12 protein-coding genes are annotated in these 18,356 nt (G+C 37.0%); 6 read left to right on the top strand and 6 right to left on the bottom strand.

Annotated elements, in window-relative coordinates:
- The first annotated feature begins 38 nt into the window (after positions 1–38).
- From GV828_RS03565 to GV828_RS03540, 6 genes are all read left to right on the top strand, one after another.
- Positions 39–4,337: a T9SS type A sorting domain-containing protein gene (locus tag GV828_RS03565; protein ID WP_166536103.1), complete on the top strand. Its 4,299-nt coding sequence runs from the start codon at positions 39–41 to the stop codon at positions 4,335–4,337.
- 147 nt (positions 4,338–4,484) lie between these two features.
- Complete coding sequence (locus GV828_RS03560) at positions 4,485–7,511, top strand: T9SS type A sorting domain-containing protein (protein WP_166536102.1); 3,027 nt, start codon at positions 4,485–4,487, stop codon at positions 7,509–7,511.
- 96 nt (positions 7,512–7,607) lie between these two features.
- On the top strand, positions 7,608–8,600 hold the full coding sequence (locus GV828_RS03555) for a glycosyltransferase (RefSeq protein WP_166536101.1): 993 nt from the start codon (positions 7,608–7,610) through the stop codon (positions 8,598–8,600).
- A gap of 2 nt (positions 8,601–8,602) precedes the next feature.
- Entirely contained in the window at positions 8,603–9,178 is a 576-nt protein-coding gene (coaE, locus tag GV828_RS03550; protein ID WP_166536100.1) for a dephospho-CoA kinase, read from the top strand.
- Between the two features lie 80 nt (positions 9,179–9,258).
- The gene (locus GV828_RS03545; protein ID WP_166536099.1) at positions 9,259–10,848 is read left to right on the top strand and encodes a sensor histidine kinase; all 1,590 of its coding nucleotides are present in this window, start codon (positions 9,259–9,261) and stop codon (positions 10,846–10,848) included.
- A 3-nt stretch (positions 10,849–10,851) separates the two neighbouring features.
- Entirely contained in the window at positions 10,852–11,565 is a 714-nt protein-coding gene (locus GV828_RS03540; RefSeq protein ID WP_166536098.1) for a response regulator transcription factor, read from the top strand.
- Between the two features lie 319 nt (positions 11,566–11,884).
- Here the strand turns inward: GV828_RS03540 and GV828_RS03535 are convergent, their stop codons facing one another.
- The 6 genes from GV828_RS03535 to GV828_RS03510 all read right to left on the bottom strand — a co-directional run bounded on the left by GV828_RS03535 (position 11,885) and on the right by GV828_RS03510 (position 18,199).
- On the bottom strand, positions 11,885–12,622 hold the full coding sequence (locus GV828_RS03535; protein WP_166536097.1) for an acyl-[acyl-carrier-protein] thioesterase: 738 nt from the start codon (positions 12,620–12,622) through the stop codon (positions 11,885–11,887).
- Positions 12,623–12,637: 15 nt separating this feature from the next.
- Positions 12,638–13,558, bottom strand: coding sequence for a tRNA (adenosine(37)-N6)-dimethylallyltransferase MiaA (miaA, locus tag GV828_RS03530; RefSeq protein ID WP_166536096.1), 921 nt, complete (start codon positions 13,556–13,558; stop codon positions 12,638–12,640).
- A gap of 372 nt (positions 13,559–13,930) precedes the next feature.
- Entirely contained in the window at positions 13,931–14,758 is an 828-nt protein-coding gene (locus GV828_RS03525) for an ion transporter (RefSeq protein ID WP_166536095.1), read from the bottom strand.
- Positions 14,759–14,776: 18 nt separating this feature from the next.
- Positions 14,777–16,138, bottom strand: a complete 1,362-nt coding sequence (locus tag GV828_RS03520) for an exonuclease domain-containing protein (protein WP_166536094.1) — start codon at positions 16,136–16,138, stop codon at positions 14,777–14,779.
- 83 nt (positions 16,139–16,221) lie between these two features.
- On the bottom strand, positions 16,222–16,905 hold the full coding sequence (locus tag GV828_RS03515; protein ID WP_166536093.1) for a YggS family pyridoxal phosphate-dependent enzyme: 684 nt from the start codon (positions 16,903–16,905) through the stop codon (positions 16,222–16,224).
- Between the two features lie 76 nt (positions 16,906–16,981).
- Positions 16,982–18,199, bottom strand: a complete 1,218-nt coding sequence (locus GV828_RS03510; protein WP_166536092.1) for a DUF1015 domain-containing protein — start codon at positions 18,197–18,199, stop codon at positions 16,982–16,984.
- Positions 18,200–18,356: the final 157 nt, after the last annotated feature.

Below are 18,356 nucleotides of genomic sequence, written 5' to 3'. Positions count from 1 at the left end.
TAATTTAGCAGTCTATTAATTTAAATTTAAGTTTTTTTATGAAAAAAATTACATTGTTGGCGATGTTCTTTGTTTGCTTGCTCACTTATGGGCAAGTCTATGAAGTTCCGTCTTGTTCAAACTTGGGCTCGAGTACTTACGGTCCAATGAACAGCGTCGCCGGAGCAAATGCAACCAACCGAACGGCCGTGATTTATCCGGCAAGTCAGTTGTCAACCGTTGCAGGACAGGTATTGACATCTGTCTATTTTAAAAGATCTACAGCTTCGGGGACGATGGCTGGAACTCCTAATTTAAAGATTTACTTGAAAGAAACAACAAGTACTGATTGGGGTACCGGAAGTCTCACCTGGGATACTACTGTAGCTGATGCATCATTAGTTTTCGATGGGAATCCTGCAACTATTGTGGGGTCAACCGCAGGATGGAAAAGTTTTCCGTTAACCGGAACGTTTACTTACTCTGGTACGCAAAATTTAGTAGTATTAATGGAGTATCAAAATACTACAGCAAGTACTGCAATCCAATGGAATTATGAGTACACTTCACCCTGCGTGAATACATCAAATTCTAACACAACTAAGTACTCGAATAATACTTCTGGTACATTTCCTGCGCTATTGTCAAGTAGCGATTACAGACGTCCACTAATTGCATTCGATATTCCAGTTACTTGTAGTGCGCCAGACAACATTGTTGCTGACACACCAACAACAAATTCTGTAAATATTTCTTGGAATGCATCATCGTCAGTTCCAGCGAATGGTTATGATTATTATATTTCTACAACAAATACTGCACCACTACCGGCTGCTACACCTACAGGATCTGTTGCTGCAGGAGTAACTTCAGTTAGTTTAACAATGTTGCCACCTGCTACAACTCATTACGTGTGGGTAAGAGCTAACTGTGATACTGATGGGGTAAGCTTGTGGAGAAGTGGCGCAAGCTTTACTACTCAATGCGCTGTTTTAGTTCCAACTGTGACAGAGTCTTTTACAACATTTCCTCCAAACTGCTGGACTAGAGCCGCAGCGGGAGATTTGTCAACTGGACCAACTGGTACAGGAACCGGAATTTGGGTAGCTGATGGCTTCTTAAATTCTGGAACTACTGGTGCTGTAAGAGTTAATTTATACAGTACCAATAGAATAGGCTGGTTAATCACGCCTACAATTGATATGTCAGCCGGTAACTACCGAGCAAAATTTAGAATTGGCTCAACCGATTATGGTAACTCTAATCCGACAGAGATGGCAGATATGCCGGACGGAGATGTAGTAATTTTTGCAATGAGTGAAGATGATGGTTTAACATGGACAGCTTTAAGAACTTGGGAAGGAGCAAACATTCCACCAAATGCTGGTACACTCGTAAACATTCCATTGCCTACAAATGTAAGTGCGACAACAAAATTTGCATTTTATACAAATGATGGTACTATCGACACCGCTGATGATTATGAAATTTTTATTGACGATTTCGCTGTTGAAACGATTCCGGCATGTGAATTTCCAATCAATTTGGTGGCTTCTGGCGTGACCTTTAATTCTGCTACAATCCAATGGTCTGCAATTGCAGGATCTGTTGGGTACGAATATGTTTTAGATAATGATGCAGCAGAACCTACTGGTGCTGGAATGCCTTTGGCAACAAACACATATACTGAAACTGGCACTTTAACACCATCGACAACTTATTATTTCCATGTTAGAAACAATTGCGATGGTGAATATAGCCCTTGGTCAACTTTAAGTTTTACTACAAGAGGGCTTCCTCCTGCAAATGACAATTGTGCTGATGCGATTTCAGTTACTCCAAATGCGGATTTGTTGTGTGGAACTGTAGTTTCAGGTACTTTGGTAGAAGCTACAGATTCTGGTGAAGGTGATAATGGTGCAGGAACTCCTAATGACGACGTATGGTACTCTTTTGTTGCTACATCTTCAACACACAGAATCACTTTGTCTAATGTTCAAGGAACTCCAACAGATTTAGTACACGAAGTTTTAGAAGGTTTCTGCGGAGGAGGCTTAATCAGCTTAAATGTTTCTGATCCAAATTCTAGTGATGTTGCCGGATTAATTGTTGGAAATACTTATTATGTAAGAATTTTTACTTTCGGAACACCAGTAACTAATACTGTAACTTTTGACTTGTGTATCGGTTCATTTCCACCACCGCCAGCAAATGACAATTGTGCTGATGCGTTAGTAGTTCTTGCAAATAATGACGGAACATGCACCAATACTATTTCTGGAACTTTAGCTTCTGCAACAGATTCTGGTGAAGGAGATAATGGCGCTGGAACACCTAACGACGATGTGTGGTATTCTTTTATCGCAACTGCTACTGAACATCAAATTAGAATTTCAAACGTTCAATCAACACCAACTGACCTTGTACATGAAGTTTTAGAAGGAACTTGTGGAGGAGGATTAATAAGTCTTGTTGTAAGCGATCCAGACACTAGTTTAGTTTCAGGATTAATTGTTGGTAACTCATATTATGTAAGAGTATTTAGTAATGCGGCAACTGCTGGAGCTACTACTACTTTTGATTTATGTGTTTCAACTCCACCTGTTGGTTCAGTATGTACAAACCCTATTGTGGTAACTTCTTTACCTTATACAACAACTGATAATACCAATTTGTATGGTGATGACTATAATTTTCCAACCGGAGGAGCATCAGGATGTTCTGCAACATCTAACTATTATTTAAATGGTGATGATGTGGTTTATGCCTATACTCCATCTGTAAATCAGTCAATTAATATTAGAATTCCTGGAGCTCCAGGATGGTCTGGAATGTTGGTTTATACAGATTGTGCTGCAATTGGAACTGGAGCTATTGCTTGTGCTTCTGGATCTGGTACTGGAAATAGAGAAATCAATAATCTTTTCGTGACTGCAGGTACTACTTACTATATTGTTCTTTCTACTTATCCGTCACCACAAAGCTTTGCTTATACTTTAAACATAACAGCAAATTCTTGTATCAATCCAATAGTTACGTTTACAAATTCTAATAATTGTCCTACACCAGGTTTTTACGTGAGTGCTGACATATCTGATTTAGGATCTGCGACATCGTTGACTGTTACTGACAATCAATCAAGTGCTCCTCAAACAGTAACTGCTACTGGAACAGTTCAGTTTGGCCCTTACGATTTTGGAACTAGTGTAATTTTAACTGTAACAAATAATCAAGATCCTACATGTTTTGTTGCAAGTACTGCGCAAATGGTTGATGCTTGTCCTCCTGCTAATGATGATTGTGCAGGTGCTATCGAATTAATTCCTTCAGCCGATACTACATGTGCAAGTACTGTTGAGGGAACAACAATCGCAGCAACGCAAAGCTTGCCTGGTTGTTTAGGTACTGCAAATGACGATGTTTGGTATAAATTTACAGCTACCGCTACAGATCACAGAATTGTTACTAACAATGTAAGTGGTGCAGCAGATATCGTAACTCAGGTATTTGATGCTTGTGGAGGTACTTCATTGGTATGTCAAGACACACCAAACTCTCCTATAAATTTAACTGGATTAACAGTAGGTTCTACTTATGTATTTAGAATTTATACTTACTCTTCGACAGCTACAATTAGAACAACATTTAATGTATGTGTGCAAACAGTAGCGCCACCACCACCACCACCTGCTAATGATAACTGTGCAGGAGCGATTGCTTTAACACCTGGACCTGATTTTGCTACCAATGCAATAGTTGGAGATTTCACATCTGCCACTACAGTTACTGGATTGACTTATGCATGTCAAACGAATCGTGCTTTCGATGTTTGGTATTCAGTTGTTGTCCCTGCATCAGGTAATCTAACGATTGAAACCAAAACTAACACAGGTACTGATATTACCGATACAGTGATGAGCGTATTTTCAGGAGCTTGCGGAAGTTTAGTAGAAGTAGATTGTGACGATGATGATGGTGATGGTAATTTCTCTTTAGTTACCCTTACAGGAAGAACTCCAGGAGAAACATTATATGTGGGTGTGTGGAAATATGGAACCACTGCAGCAACTGCTTCTACTTTCCAAGTTTCTGCTCACGATGAATCTTTAAGCAACACTAAATTTGATAGTGCTGACTTTAAAGCTTATCCGAATCCAGTAAACAGTATTTTAAACCTTTCGTACGTTGAAGAAATATCTTCAGTTCAGGTTTATAATTTAGTAGGGCAGCAAGTGATTACTAAAAAAATTGGTTCAACTCAAGCGGCGTTAGACATGTCTAATTTGGCTCATGGAACCTATTTAGTTAAAGTTGCCGTAGGTGACTCAGTAAAAACTATTAAGGTAATGAAAAACTAGTTTTTCTTCAATGCTTAGTGAGAGCCCAATCCGAAAGGATTGGGCTCTTTTATTTTACGAATAGATAAAAAATATACAGCATAAACTTAATAATGTGTTAATTAATTTATTAAATTGCTGGTAATTTAATTACTAACACATTTAATTATGAAACAAAAATTACTATTGCTAATTACGATGCTTTATTCAAGCTGGGTTAGCACCGCACAAGTGCTCAACCAATCTGCAGGTTGGCCTAACGCGGCATGGACGATTACAGGAACTTATAATACCGATCCATTAGCGTTCGAGTCGGATCCTACAACTACTGCTTTTTTTGCATTTGATGATGACGATGCAGGACAAACAAGTGACGACGATATTGCAGCAGAATCTCCAATTATTGATTTGACGCCGGCGTTCACAGCTGGCGAAACCGCTTTGGAAATTTCCGTTGATTATGGCTATTATTTTTTAGATGAAGATGTTTTAAGATTCGAGTATTGGGATGTTACCAGTGCTTCTTGGATGCCTTGGGAAAGCGGCAATTTACCTGGAAACAGCACCTCTGTTTTTGACAATTTCTGTACCATTCCGAAAACCAATTATGTAACACAGCCTTTAAGCATCGCTAATTTTACACCAGCGCAATTAGCGGGTTTTCGTTACAGAATTTTCTATGATGATGATCCTGCCGGGGCTGATTGGAATTACGGGTTCTGTTTCGCATCGCCAACAATTCGATCCTTATCATGTGCTGCGCCAGCAAACCTAGCGGTAGTTGCGAATTCAATTACTAATACTAATGTTAATATCGAATGGACCGCAGTAACTGGTATTACAGGTTTTGAATATGTTTTGGATAATGTGAGCACAGACCCAACTGGAGCTGGAACTTCAATTACATCAAACACGTATTCAAGAACCGATTTAATGCCGTCAACTCAATATTATTTTCATCTTCGCACGGTTTGCACATCCGGATTAAGTCCTTGGAGAACAATAACTTTCTCAACACTTGCGTCACCGCCTGCAAATGATGATTGTGCGGCCGCAATATCACTTTCACCCAACGCAGATTTGCTATGTGGATCTGTTGTAGCTGGAACCCTTGCCGGAGCGACTGATTCTGGAGAATCAGACAATGGGGCTGGTACACCTGATGACGATGTGTGGTACACTTTTGTAGCAACAGCTTCAACACATAGAATCTCTTTATTGAACGTAACTGGTACACCAACTGACCTAGTTCATGAAGTGTTAGAAGGAACTTGTGGTGGAGGGTTAATTAGCTTAATTGTTTCGGACGCAAATACAAGTAATGTTTCTGGACTTGTAGTGGGATCGACTTATTATGTGAGGGTATTTACATTTACTTCTGGAAGTACTAATACTACTAATTTTGACATTTGTGTGGGTACTTTTCCTCCACCACCTGCAAACGATGATTGCACTGGAGCATTAGTCTTTTTGTCAAATAACGATGGTACTTGCACTAACAGCGTTTCAGGTGCTTTAACATCGGCTACTGATTCAGGAGAAGGTGATAATGGTGCAGGAACTCCCAATGACGATGTTTGGTTTCAATTTGTTGCAACTGCAACCGAGCATAAAGTATTGTTAACGAATGTACAATCGACCCCAACTGATTTAGTGCATGAAGTTTTAGAAGGAACTTGCGGCGGAGGATTAGTTAGTCTTCTTGTAAGCGACCCAAATTCTAGTATTGTATCTGGCTTAACAATAGGCAACAGTTACTTTGTAAGAGTTTTCAGTAATTCGGCAAATTCTGGTGCTACAACAACTTTTGACTTATGTGTTTCAACTCCGCCAGTTGGTTCCGTATGTCAAAACCCAATTGTGGTATCAAGTTTACCTTATACTACTACTGATAATACAAGCGCATACGGAAACGACTATAGTTATCCGTTAGGTGGTCTTTCAGGTTGTGCAGCAACATCTAATTATTACCTTAACGGCGACGATGTTGTCTATGCTTATACCCCTTCAAGTGATCAATCAATAAACATTAGAATTCCTAATGCTGTTGCTTGGTCAGGTATGTTAGTTTATACAGATTGCTCGGCGATAGGAACAGGAGCAGTAGCTTGTGCATCAGGCTCTTCGGTAGGGAATCGTGAAATAAATGATTTTAGTGTAACAGCTGGAGTAACTTATTATATTGTGATTTCAACTTGGCCTTCACCAGATAATTTTGCTTACACATTAAATATTACGCAAAATACTTGTGTTAATCCAACCGTTACATTTTCAACAACAAACAATTGCGCGACTTCGCCAGATTTCTTTGTAAACGCTAATGTTACGGATTTAGGCTCAGCTACTTCATTGACGCTTAGTGATGACCAATCGAGTCCTACACAAAATATTACGGCAACTGGTTCTGTGCAATTTGGTCCGTATCCAGTAGGAACAAACGTTGTAATAACGGTTACTAATGACCAAGATGGAAATTGTGTAGTAACAAGCACCAGTCAAACTGTTGTTGCATGTCCACCAGCTAATGATGTTTGTGCTAACGCAATTCCACTAACACCGGGAGCGTTAATTTCTTCTAATCCTTTAGTAGGATCAAATTTAGGAGCTACGAATGACAGCTCAGAACCTTTACCAACTTGTGATGCTTTTGATTTTGCTAACTCCGGTAAAGATGTTTGGTATTCTGTTGTCGTTCCAGCATCAGGAGAACTTACAGTTGAAACCGCTACGGTTGCTGGTACTACGATGACTGATAGTGGAGTAGAGGTATATTCAGGTACTTGCGGAGCAATCACCTCAGTACTTTGTAATGCCGATGATGGAGATGGAAACTTTTCAAAAGTAGTCATGACTGGATTAACACCAGCTTCGACTTTGTTAGTAAGAGTTTGGGGTTACAATGGTCAATCTGGGCAATTTCAAATTTCTGCTTATGACGCCTCACTATCTAACGAAAAATTCGATTTTTCATCTTTCAAGGCTTATCCAAATCCTGTGAAAGACATTTTAAATCTTTCGTTTACTGAAAATATTACAGAAGCAGCTGTATTTAACCTTTTAGGGCAACAAGTTCTAGATAAAAAATTAAATACAAATAATGCTCAATTAGACATGAGCCAATTACCACAAGGTACTTACCTCGTAAAACTTAATATCGATGGTGCTTTGAAAACTATTAAAGTTATTAAAGAGTAAGCTTTAATATTAACTTTTAATAAAATGTAAGAAACCACTCCTTTGCAGGGGTGGTTTTTTTATGACGAATCAATATCTTTGACAAAATTTATAAAAATGTATTTTTCATTCATCATTCCGGTGTATAATCGACCAGACGAAATTGACGAATTATTACAGAGTCTTACCACCCAAACATATACAAAATCATTTGAAATTGTAGTGGTAGAAGATGGCTCCACTATTCCTTGCAAAAATGTAATTCAAAAATATTCCCAGCTCAATATTTCCTATTATTATAAAAAAAATTCCGGACCTGGCGATTCTCGTAATTTCGGGATGAGTGTTGCAAAAGGACAATACTTTTTGATATTAGATTCTGATTGTATTTTGCCAGAAAATTATCTTGCCGAAGCTGAAATAGCTTTAGAAAAAAACTACGTTGACTGTTTTGGCGGTCCAGATAAAGCACTCGAAAGTTTTTCAGATTTGCAAAAAGCGATAAACTTTACAATGACATCTATTCTTACCACAGGAGGCATCCGGGGTGGTTCAGAAAAAATTGGAAAATTCCAGCCAAGAAGCTTTAATATGGGACTTTCCAAAAAAGCATTCTTGGAAAGTGGAGGGTTTGGAAATATTCATCCCGGCGAAGATCCAGATTTATCCATCAGGCTTTGGGAAATGGGTTTTGAAACTAAACTTTTTCCAGAAGTTTTTGTATACCATAAAAGGCGGATTGATTGGAAAAAATTTCAAATGCAAGTCAACAAATTTGGAAAAGCAAGACCTATTTTAAATAGTTGGTATCCTAAATATAGCAAACTCACTTTTTTCTTTCCATCTCTATTTATTTTAGGATTTGCGTTTTCAATTATCTTAGCAATTTTTGAGCTTTATTTTTTCCTTGGTTGTTATCTAGCTTATTTTTTAGTCCTTTGGGCAAGTGCTGTTTTACAAACTAATTTAAAGATTGGCACCTTTGCGATTCAAGCTGCGGTTATTCAGTTTTATGGTTATGGAACTGGTTTTTTAAAATCTTTTTATAAAATAAATTTGCGTAAGCAAAAACCTCAAGAAGCTTTCCCCGAATTGTTCTTTAAAAAATAAAAATGACAAAAATTATAGGATTAACCGGAGGAATTGGAAGTGGTAAAAGCACCGTTGCCAAACATTATGCGTCACTTGGGATACCTGTTTACATTGCCGATGATGAAGCCCGAGAGCTAATGAACAAAACCAAAATCATTGGCAAGATTATTGATATTTTTGGAAAAGAAATAATTTCGGATGGAAAAATCAATCGAAAAAAATTGTCCGAAATTGTTTTTCAACAGCCACCACTGCTCGAAAAACTCAATTCCATTATACACCCCGAAGTAAATCTTCATTTTAAAAATTGGGTAAAAAAGCACCAAGATTTTCCGTTCGTAATCAAAGAAGCCGCCATTTTATTTGAAAGTGGAAGTTACAAAGATTGCGATAAAATCATCATGATTACAGCGCCAAAAAACATTCGTATAGCAAGAGTAATGAACCGCGATAAAGTTTCTCAGGAAGCTGTTTTGAGAAGGATGAAGCAGCAATGGCCAGAAGAAAAAAAAATTGAGATGAGTGACTTCGTGATACAAAACATCAATATTCAAGAAACTTTGAGGAATTCTGAAAGAATACTTTCATTATTATAAAATCCATAAAATAAGTATGAGATGTTAATGTTTGGTTAATGTATTGATGCTTTAAATGTTAAAATGTTAATTTTGAGACGATGAATAAAACGTTATTTCGTTTACTAGTTTTGCTGATGAGTCTTTCCCTCATTGGAATCATATTAGTACAATTGTATTTAATTTATACCTCGTTTAAAAATAACGAAGAACAATTTAAATACCATGTACAATCCGTTATTGGGAATGTTTCTGAAAAAATGAAACAACAAGAAGCATACAACTACATCAGTCAATATAGAGTTTTAAAAGATAGCATTGGGAAAACACCCGATAAAAGTCAACTACTTGATTTTTATTTGGTACAAAAAAACAAAGCTACAAATGAAACTGTCATCTATTCCAGCAATATTGTGGCAGAAGATTATAATGTTAACCTATCGTTCTTTGATAAAAAAACCAAAGATTCAGTTGCAAAAATACCCGGATTTACCGCCAAAAGGCGAACTGAAATTTATTCCGGGAATAGAGTGGATAATTCTTCCATAATACGAAACACAACTCCAGATATTACCATTGAAAAATCTGGAAACATAGAAATATTGGAAAACGCTCAGTTTGAAATGTTTTTAAAAGACATTGCCGAAACCAAACCGCTTAAAGATCGTATATCTAAAGAAAGGTTGCAACGAATGCTTGAAGATGAACTCAAACAATACGAAGTAAAAACACCATTTGAATTTGGAATATACAGCGATGGACTGGCAACAAAAATAAAATCGGAAAATTTTACGTTCGACAAAACATCAACGTTTCAAACCCCGATTTTCGTGGACAATGAAGGTAATAGTAAATACCAACTCTTAATTTCTTTTCCCGAAAAAAAGAAATTTTTGTTTACGGATTTGGTAGGAATCACCATTCTGTCCATAACGTTCACCTTAATCATCATCATTGCTTACGCAAGCGCGTTAAACCAACTCATCAAGCAACGTCAGATTTCTGAAATCAAAACCGATTTCATTAATAACATGACACACGAATTTAAAACGCCAATTGCAACCATCAACCTTGCTCTTGACGCCATTAAAAGCCCGAAAGTAATTGATGACAAAGAAAAAATATTTCGTTATCTGCAAATGATTCGCGATGAAAACAAGCGAATGCATGCACAAGTAGAAAACGTATTAAGAATATCAAAACTTGAGAAAAAAGAACTCGAAATAAATAAAGAACCATTTGACGTTCATAACATTATTGAAGATGCCGTGGAACACGTAGCCCTTATCGTAGAAGATCGACAAGGAACCATCAATACACATTTTGATGCTGCACGAACCACAACACTAGTAAACGATGTACACTTTACAAATGTGATTGTAAATGTACTCGACAACGCCATAAAATATTCGCCTGAAGCTCCTGTAATTGATGTTTACACAGAAAATGTAAAAGATTTTGTACTCATTAAAGTAAAAGACCAAGGCCAAGGCATGAGCAAAACCGCTCAAAAAAGAGTGTTCGAAAAATTTTATAGAGAACACACCGGCGACCGCCACGACGTAAAAGGACATGGACTTGGTCTAGCCTACGTAAAAAGAATTATTGACGACCATAACGGTCAAATATTTGTAGAAAGCGAAAAAGGGAAGGGTAGCACCTTCATAATAAAATTACCACTAATAAATTAAGCTATGGAAAATGTAAACAAGAAAATCCTTTTAGTTGAAGACGACCCGAACTTCGGCTCCATCCTCAAAGATTACCTTAGTCTTAACGATTTTGATGTAACCTTGGCTAAAAACGGAATGGAAGGTTTCGAAAAATTCAAAAAAGACACCTTTGATTTGTGCATCCTAGATGTAATGATGCCTTACAAAGACGGATATACTTTAGCAAAAGAAATCAGAGAAAAAAATAAAGACATTCCATTGATCTTCCTTACCGCAAAATCAATGAAAGAAGACGTCTTAAAAGGCTACAAAGTTGGCGCAGACGATTACCTGAACAAACCTTTCGACTCCGAAGTTTTGCTTATGAAAATCAAAGCCATCATCCAGCGAAAAGCCTCTGACAGCAAGACAGATAACACCAAGTTCGAGTTTCAAATTGGGAACTTCCATCTCAACTCTAAACTTCGTTTCCTTACCTACAAAAACGACGAGCCAATCAAGCTATCGCCAAAAGAAAACGAACTACTCAAAATGCTCGCGCTTCATGAAAACGACCTAATGCCAAGAGAGTTAGCCCTTACAAAAATCTGGAGAGACGACAACTACTTCACCTCAAGAAGTATGGACGTGTACATCGCCAAATTGCGTAAATACCTCAAAGCCGATGAAGACGTAGAAATCCTCAACATCCACGGAGAAGGATTCAGACTTGTAATCAAAAATAAAGCAGAATAAACATTGAGCTTCGGGAAACCGGAGCTTTTTTTTTGTTTTTTAAGGAGCTATTTCCGGCTTTCCGCTCCAAGTTTTTTTTAAACCTCCTTTTTTGCACAACTAAAAAGGAGCTTCTCCCGAAGGTTCGGGAGTCGCTCTTTTTAGCCGGCAAAAAATGTCGGTTGATCAAAAAAGCTTTCCACTTCAATCCGGGCTAACTCTAGATATAAGGTATAAGATTTTAAATTGAAAAAATTTGAAAAATTTAAAAACCCAGAAATATATCAATCTGTGGTAAAAAAATTGAAGCAAGAAAAACATTCGTGCATTCGTGGCAAAACTAAAATTGTAATTCCAATCCAAAACAGGTTTTCTCCTCTTTCTCAACCGAAAAAATCATTTTATGATCCTCAATAAAGCCTTTTACCCAAAATTCATCCTTCAACATCAACTCCTTCATAAAATTCATATCAATGTTTTTAATTTGCTGTTTCAAAATAATTTTAGGATCCAACACGTCCAAAACCCATTCTAAATATTTCACATTATTCACGTGATTTACAATATCCAAATCCGAAAAAACAACTTTTCGCTCACTCAAAACTTTTGAATCATTCGGCAAATCAATCTTTTTCACACGCTCATTTGTTGAGAATTTTTCAGGAAATTTTTCAAAATGTTCGTGCGGCAAAACCAAAGCTTCCGGACGACGCAATTTTGTATTAAACACGGCCCAATATGTTTCGCAACCCACTAATTTTTCCTCGCCAAGCCAAACCTCCAAAGCTCTAACTGAACGAGAATTTTCTAGCGAAACAATCCACGTTTTTACCCTAATTTTGTCACGCCATTTGGGTAATAAATGAATTTCTAAACGCATTCTACTCATCACCCAAGCCTGATTAAACTCCTGCATATCCGTGAAACTTAGTCCACCAACTTCCGCATGATCAGCAGCGGTAAGTTGTAAAATGTTACATAATTCCGTAATTTTCAAAAAACCATTAGGCAAACATTGTGTAAAGTTAATTTCAAAGTTGACTTCGTGAATAGATGAAAAGTTTGGAGCAATTGGCATTTTTTGAGTGAGGATTTAAAAGTTGTTAGTTTGGAGTTTTTTTAAGATTTCCTTAAAATCCGTTTTGTAATCATACCAACTCACATTTTCTGTTCGTTTAAACCAAGTGAGTTGGCGTTTGGCAAACCGTCTGGTGTTTTTCTTGATTTCTTCAACGGCAAAATCTAAAGTGAAATCGCCGTCAAAATAAGCGAATAATTCGCGGTAACCAACGGTTTGTAAAGCGTTCAAGTTTTTGTTTGGATATAATTTTTGGGCTTCTTCTAGTAATCCATTTTGCATCATTAAATCCACTCGAAGATTGATTCTGTCGTACATTTCTTGACGTTCGCCTTCAATACCAATAATGATTGGCGTAAAATTTCTTCTGGTTTTTTCTTGATTTAAAAAAGTAGAATACGGTTTTCCACTTCCTACACAAACTTCTACAAAACGCATCATTCGCTGTGGGTTTTGGAGCGTTTGAGGATTTTCGGTTTTTAATTTTTCGAAATATTCGGGGTCTAATTCTTGTAATTTTTGTTGGAGAAATTCAAGTCCGTATTTTTCGTAATTGGTGATAATTTCTTGGCGAACAGAATTTTCAATTTCTGGAAAACTGTCAAAGCCTTTTAAAATGGCATCTACGTATAAACCGGAACCACCAACGAGAATCACATAATCGTTTGTCAGGAATAATTCGTCAATTTTCGCCAAGGCTTCGCGCTCAAAATCACCAACGGTATATTTATCTAAAATCGATTTGGTTTGAATGAAATGGTGTTTGGCTGAAGCCAATTCTTCTGGAGATGGAACGGCTGTACCAATTTCCATTTCTTGAAAGAATTGTCGGGAATCGCAGGAAATGATTTCGGCATTAAAATGTTTGGCCAGTTTGATGGCTAATGCGGTTTTTCCAATGGCGGTTGGCCCGATGACGGTAATGAGTTTTTTCATTTGTTGCAAAGTTAATTTTTATTTGCCACGAATGCGGTATTTTTTTGTAGTTGATTTATATCACCACGAATGCACGAATTATTTTCTAGCCACAGATTACAGAATTTTTATGATTTTTAAAATTTTCGCATCTTTCGATCCTTGGATCCTTTAATCATAAATCATAAATCTAAAATCATAAATCTAAAATCATAAATCTAAAATCCTACATCTAAAATAGCCCGGATAGAAGTGGAAATCCCGGAATTTAAAGTGCTTGTTTTTCTCGGAAAAAAAGAGCGACGCAGGAGCTCCTTTTTTAACGACAGAAAAACAGCGGTTTAAATGAGGAATTGAAACGGATAGCCGGATTAGCTCCTGAAAAAAAAATAATCAGGGTAGGGAAGTTCCGCATTTGTAGCAGAAATCGGCGGTGTTTCTATGATCGCTAGTACCACAATTTGGGCAGGTTCCTGGGAGTAGTTTTCTTTTTTTTCCGCTTGTTGCGAGTTCGGCAGTGACGATTCCTGTGGGAACCGCGATTATTCCATAACCCAAGATCATGATGAATGAGGCGATGGCTTTTCCGAGTGGTGTAATTGGCGCGATGTCTCCGTAACCTACGGTTGTGAGTGTTACGATACACCAATAAATGCTGGTTGGGATGCTGGTAAAGCCGCTATCTGGACTTTCAACAACGTACATGATGGTTCCTAAAAGTATCGATAATATAAAAACAAAATAAACGAAAACAATAATTTTTGTTCGGCTGGCATTGATGGCTAATCGAAGTTGGGATGCTGATCCTGAGAATTGCACAAGGTTTAGAATTCGAAATAATCTGAGCAATCTCAAGGCTCTCACGATGGCTAAGGTTTTCGTGCTTGGCGCAAAAAATGAGAGGTACATGGGAAGTATAGAAATAAAATCGATGATACCGTAGAAACTAAAAATGTATCTTAAAGGTTTTCGGCTGGAGATGATGCGTAAAATATACTCAATTGAGAAAAAAATGGTGATAATCCACTCCGAAACGATGAAAAAATTGTGGTAAATAATGTCTAAACTTTTGACACTTTCGAGCGCAACAAGTACTACACTTAGCAAAATGAGTCCGAGTAAAATGATGTCGAAAAGTCGTCCAGCTGGCGTATTGACGCCGTGAATGATGATATTTACCCTTTGTCGGAAAATTTCGAATCCGCTTTTGTCTTCTTTCATTGCAGTTAAAATATTTCTTTAGAAATGAATTATCTTCTGAACTTTATTTTTTGATATGTAGTTTAGGATGAGTTGTTTGGCGTCTTTGGTGTGTTCCATTTTTACAATGATATTTTTTAAAATGTCAATTTTGCTCACTTGATAATTAAGTTCAAAGTACGCAATTCCATTAAAAATGCCATTTTCTAAAAGAATCGCACTTCGTTCTTGAAGGTTTCTGCCTCGATCTACTATGATGAGGTTTTGGCTGTGAAATTTATTTTTTTGCAAAAATTGATTTACGCGGTTGTTATACTCAACCGGATTTTCTTGGTTAACACAAGCTCCAAAACATTGATTTACTTTAAAGGGAAAACAATGGGTTTTAGGCTTATCTAATTTATTAATTTTTTGGCAAAGCTGAAATTCATCAGTGATTTTAAACAAAAAATTTCTGGCTTCTATCTGGGAGGCGAACGAAATAACTTCGTTTTTTAGTGTATTGGTTGGCTGAATCGTTAATGAAAGGTAGCCGTTTTTATCGAATTCGCTGTATATTGACCACGGGAAAATTACTTTTTTTTGCGAACGGTTGTATTTCGGTTTGTTGATTTTAATCTCTTCGGATTCTTTTAACAAGGCGATAAGTTCACTTCCCGTTTCTTCGTAAGTGACCTCAAAAACTTCCTGTTGTATTTTTTTTGATTTTGAGGATTGACTCGTAAAATGTTGGTTGACCCTTTTTTTGATATTTCTGCTTTTACCGATGTAAATAACTTCGCCATTTTGGTTATGAATATAGTAAATTCCAGTAGTTGAAGGTAATTTGGCTACAATTTCTAAAAATTTTTGGGGAAGTTTTTTTTCAGTTTCTGTTTTGATAAAACTTTTAACTATTTCTTTTTCTAAGTCTTTATCTAAAAGTATTTTAAATAATTTAGCTGTCGCCAATGCATCTCCCGAAGCCCGGTGTCTATCAGCCATCGGAATTCCGAGTGCACGAACTAATTTTCCTAAACTATAAGATGGTTGCTCGGGAATTAATTTTTTGGCCAATTCGACGGTGCAAATGTTATGACGTTCAAAATCATAGCCAAGACGAGAAAATTCGGTACGAAGAATTCGATAATCAAATTGAGCATTATGAGCCACAAGAATGGTGTCTTGCGTGATTTCGATAATACGTTTTGCCACTTCATAGAACTTTGGAGCACTTTGCAACATGGCGTTGTTGATGCCTGTCAATTTCACTACAAAAGGTTGAATGGGTTTTTCAGGATTGACCAAACTGATAAATTGGTCCACGATTTCGTGTCCGTCAAATTTATAGATGGCTATTTCTGTAATTCCTTCTTCGTTGAATTGGCCTCCGGTGGTTTCTATGTCGAGTATTGTGTACATAAGCCCCTAACCCCCAAATGGGGAATAAGAATTATTAATTATAGTTTTTTTTCTTTTCTATACATATTCCCCCAAGTTCTATTTTATTGCTGTATTCCCCCTTTGGGGGTTAGGGGGCTTCTCGTTCCAAAGATACTACTTCCAATCCGAACCATTGTACTTCCGCATTCGATTGCAAGTTTGTAATCGCCCGACATTCCCATAGAAAGAGTTGTAAGTTTGGAGTTTGGAGTTTGGAGTTTGTCGAAAATTGATTTCAAATGTAAAAATTCTTTCTTGATTTGGTCTTGGTTTTCGGTGAAGGTTGCCATTCCCATCAAGCCTTTTATTTTGATGTTTTTTAGATTTTTGAAGGTTTCAGAATCTAATAAATCATTCAATTCTACTTCGTCTAAACCGAATTTTGTGTCTTCTTCGGCAATATGAATTTGCAACAGGCAATCGATGCTTCTGTTGTTTTTTAAAGCTTGTTTGTTTATTTCTTCTAATAATTTCAACGAATCTACACCGTGAATCAAGCTTACAAAAGGTGCAATTTGTTTTACTTTTCTGGATTGTAAGTGACCAATAAAATGCCATTCAATATCCTGCGGAAGTTGCTCGTGTTTTTCAACCAATTCCTGAACATAATTTTCTCCAAAAATTCGTTGTCCCGCTTCGTAGGCTTCCATTAAATCAGAAACGGGTTTCGTTTTGGAAACGGCAACAAGTGTTACATTTTCTGGAATTGAGGATTTTATTTCGAGTAAGTTGTTTTTTATTGACATAAATTTATTTATAAACTTTGTCGGAATGACAAAGATGGTGTCTTTTTTCTTTTCTCTTTGTTCTATTTTCTCAAAATCAAATCTCATACACAACAAGCCCACTTCTAAACTTAGGGTCGATGTACGTACTTTTTGGAGGCATAATCAAATTGTTATCGGCCAATTCTTTTATTTCAGCAATATCGGTTGGAAAAAGCATAAATCCTACTTCGAATTCGCCTTCATCCACCACTTCTTTTATGGTAATGATGGATTGCTTTCCAGGAATATAATCGATTCGTTCATCGTTTCTCAAATCTTCGATTCCTAAAATGGGTTGCAATACTTTTTCGTATAAAATTTGAGCATCCAATCGTTCCAAAACCGAAGTGAAACTGTGTTCGTCCTTCAAAGTTAGTGAATAAAATTCGCCATCCAAATACATTCCGAATTCGAATTTTTTTGTGGGTTTCCAAAGTTCCTGTTCTTTGTTTTTGAGCCAAAAACTTTCGGATAGTTTATTTAGAAATTCTTCTTTTGAATTTCCGTTTAAATCACGAATGATTCGGTTGTATTCATATATTTTGACATTACTTTCGGCAATTAGAAAACTCATAAAATAGTTCAGGTTTTCGTTACCGGAAGCTTTGTCTTCTAGGTATAATAATTCTGCCGAAGCCGAACGGTGATGACCATCGGCAATATACAAATCGCCAATTTCAATGAATTTTTCCTGAAGCCAAGCGATTTCTTTTTCGTCTTCAATTTTCCAAAGGATGTGTTTTTCTCTCTTGGTGGTGGAAAATTCATAAAGCGAATCGGTTTGTTTTTTTTCTGCAATCCAATTGGTTAAGTCTTGATTATCGGGATAGGTTATCAAAACGGGTTCGGTGTTGAAACCGGTTTGGTGCAAATAATCTTTGAACAATTCCACGCGATATTGAAGAGTGTCTTCGTGTTTTTTGATGACATTATTTTGATAATCTTCGATGGAAGTTCCAGCAATAATTCCAGTAAAGGTTTGGATTTTGGTTTGGATTTCGTAGAGAAAAAAAACGGCTTGTTCTTCTTTTATTAAAACTACTTCTTCCTTAAAGTCATTGTATTTTTGAGCCACGAGTTTGAATCGCTTTTCGAGTCCGATTTTTTGCTGGTTGACGTAAGCCGGATTCAAGACGTGAAGAAATGAAAACGGATTAAAATCCAACTGCGAAGCAAGTTCAGCCGGAGAATATTCGTCATAGGAACGCGAAGTGACCAAGCTGACTTTGTCGCGGGTTGGTCTTACGGCTTTGAAAGGGATTATTTTTGCCAAAATATTTTTTGGTTTAATGTTTAAGGTTTAAAGTTTCTAACAGGTTTTATCCCGAACCGTCGGGACTGTTAGGATGTTGACAAAGATTGGGAAACTAGCGTTTAAAAAATGCCTAAAGTTTTTCTCCCGAAGTTTCGGGATAGCCCCGATTAGAGCA

Origin of the sequence: Flavobacterium ichthyis, from assembly GCF_009915155.1 — a bacterium.
Classification (GTDB): Bacteria; Bacteroidota; Bacteroidia; order Flavobacteriales; family Flavobacteriaceae; genus Flavobacterium; species Flavobacterium ichthyis.
The sequence above is the reverse complement of the archived record's forward strand: the minus strand, read 5'-3'. Positions and strand labels throughout refer to the sequence as shown.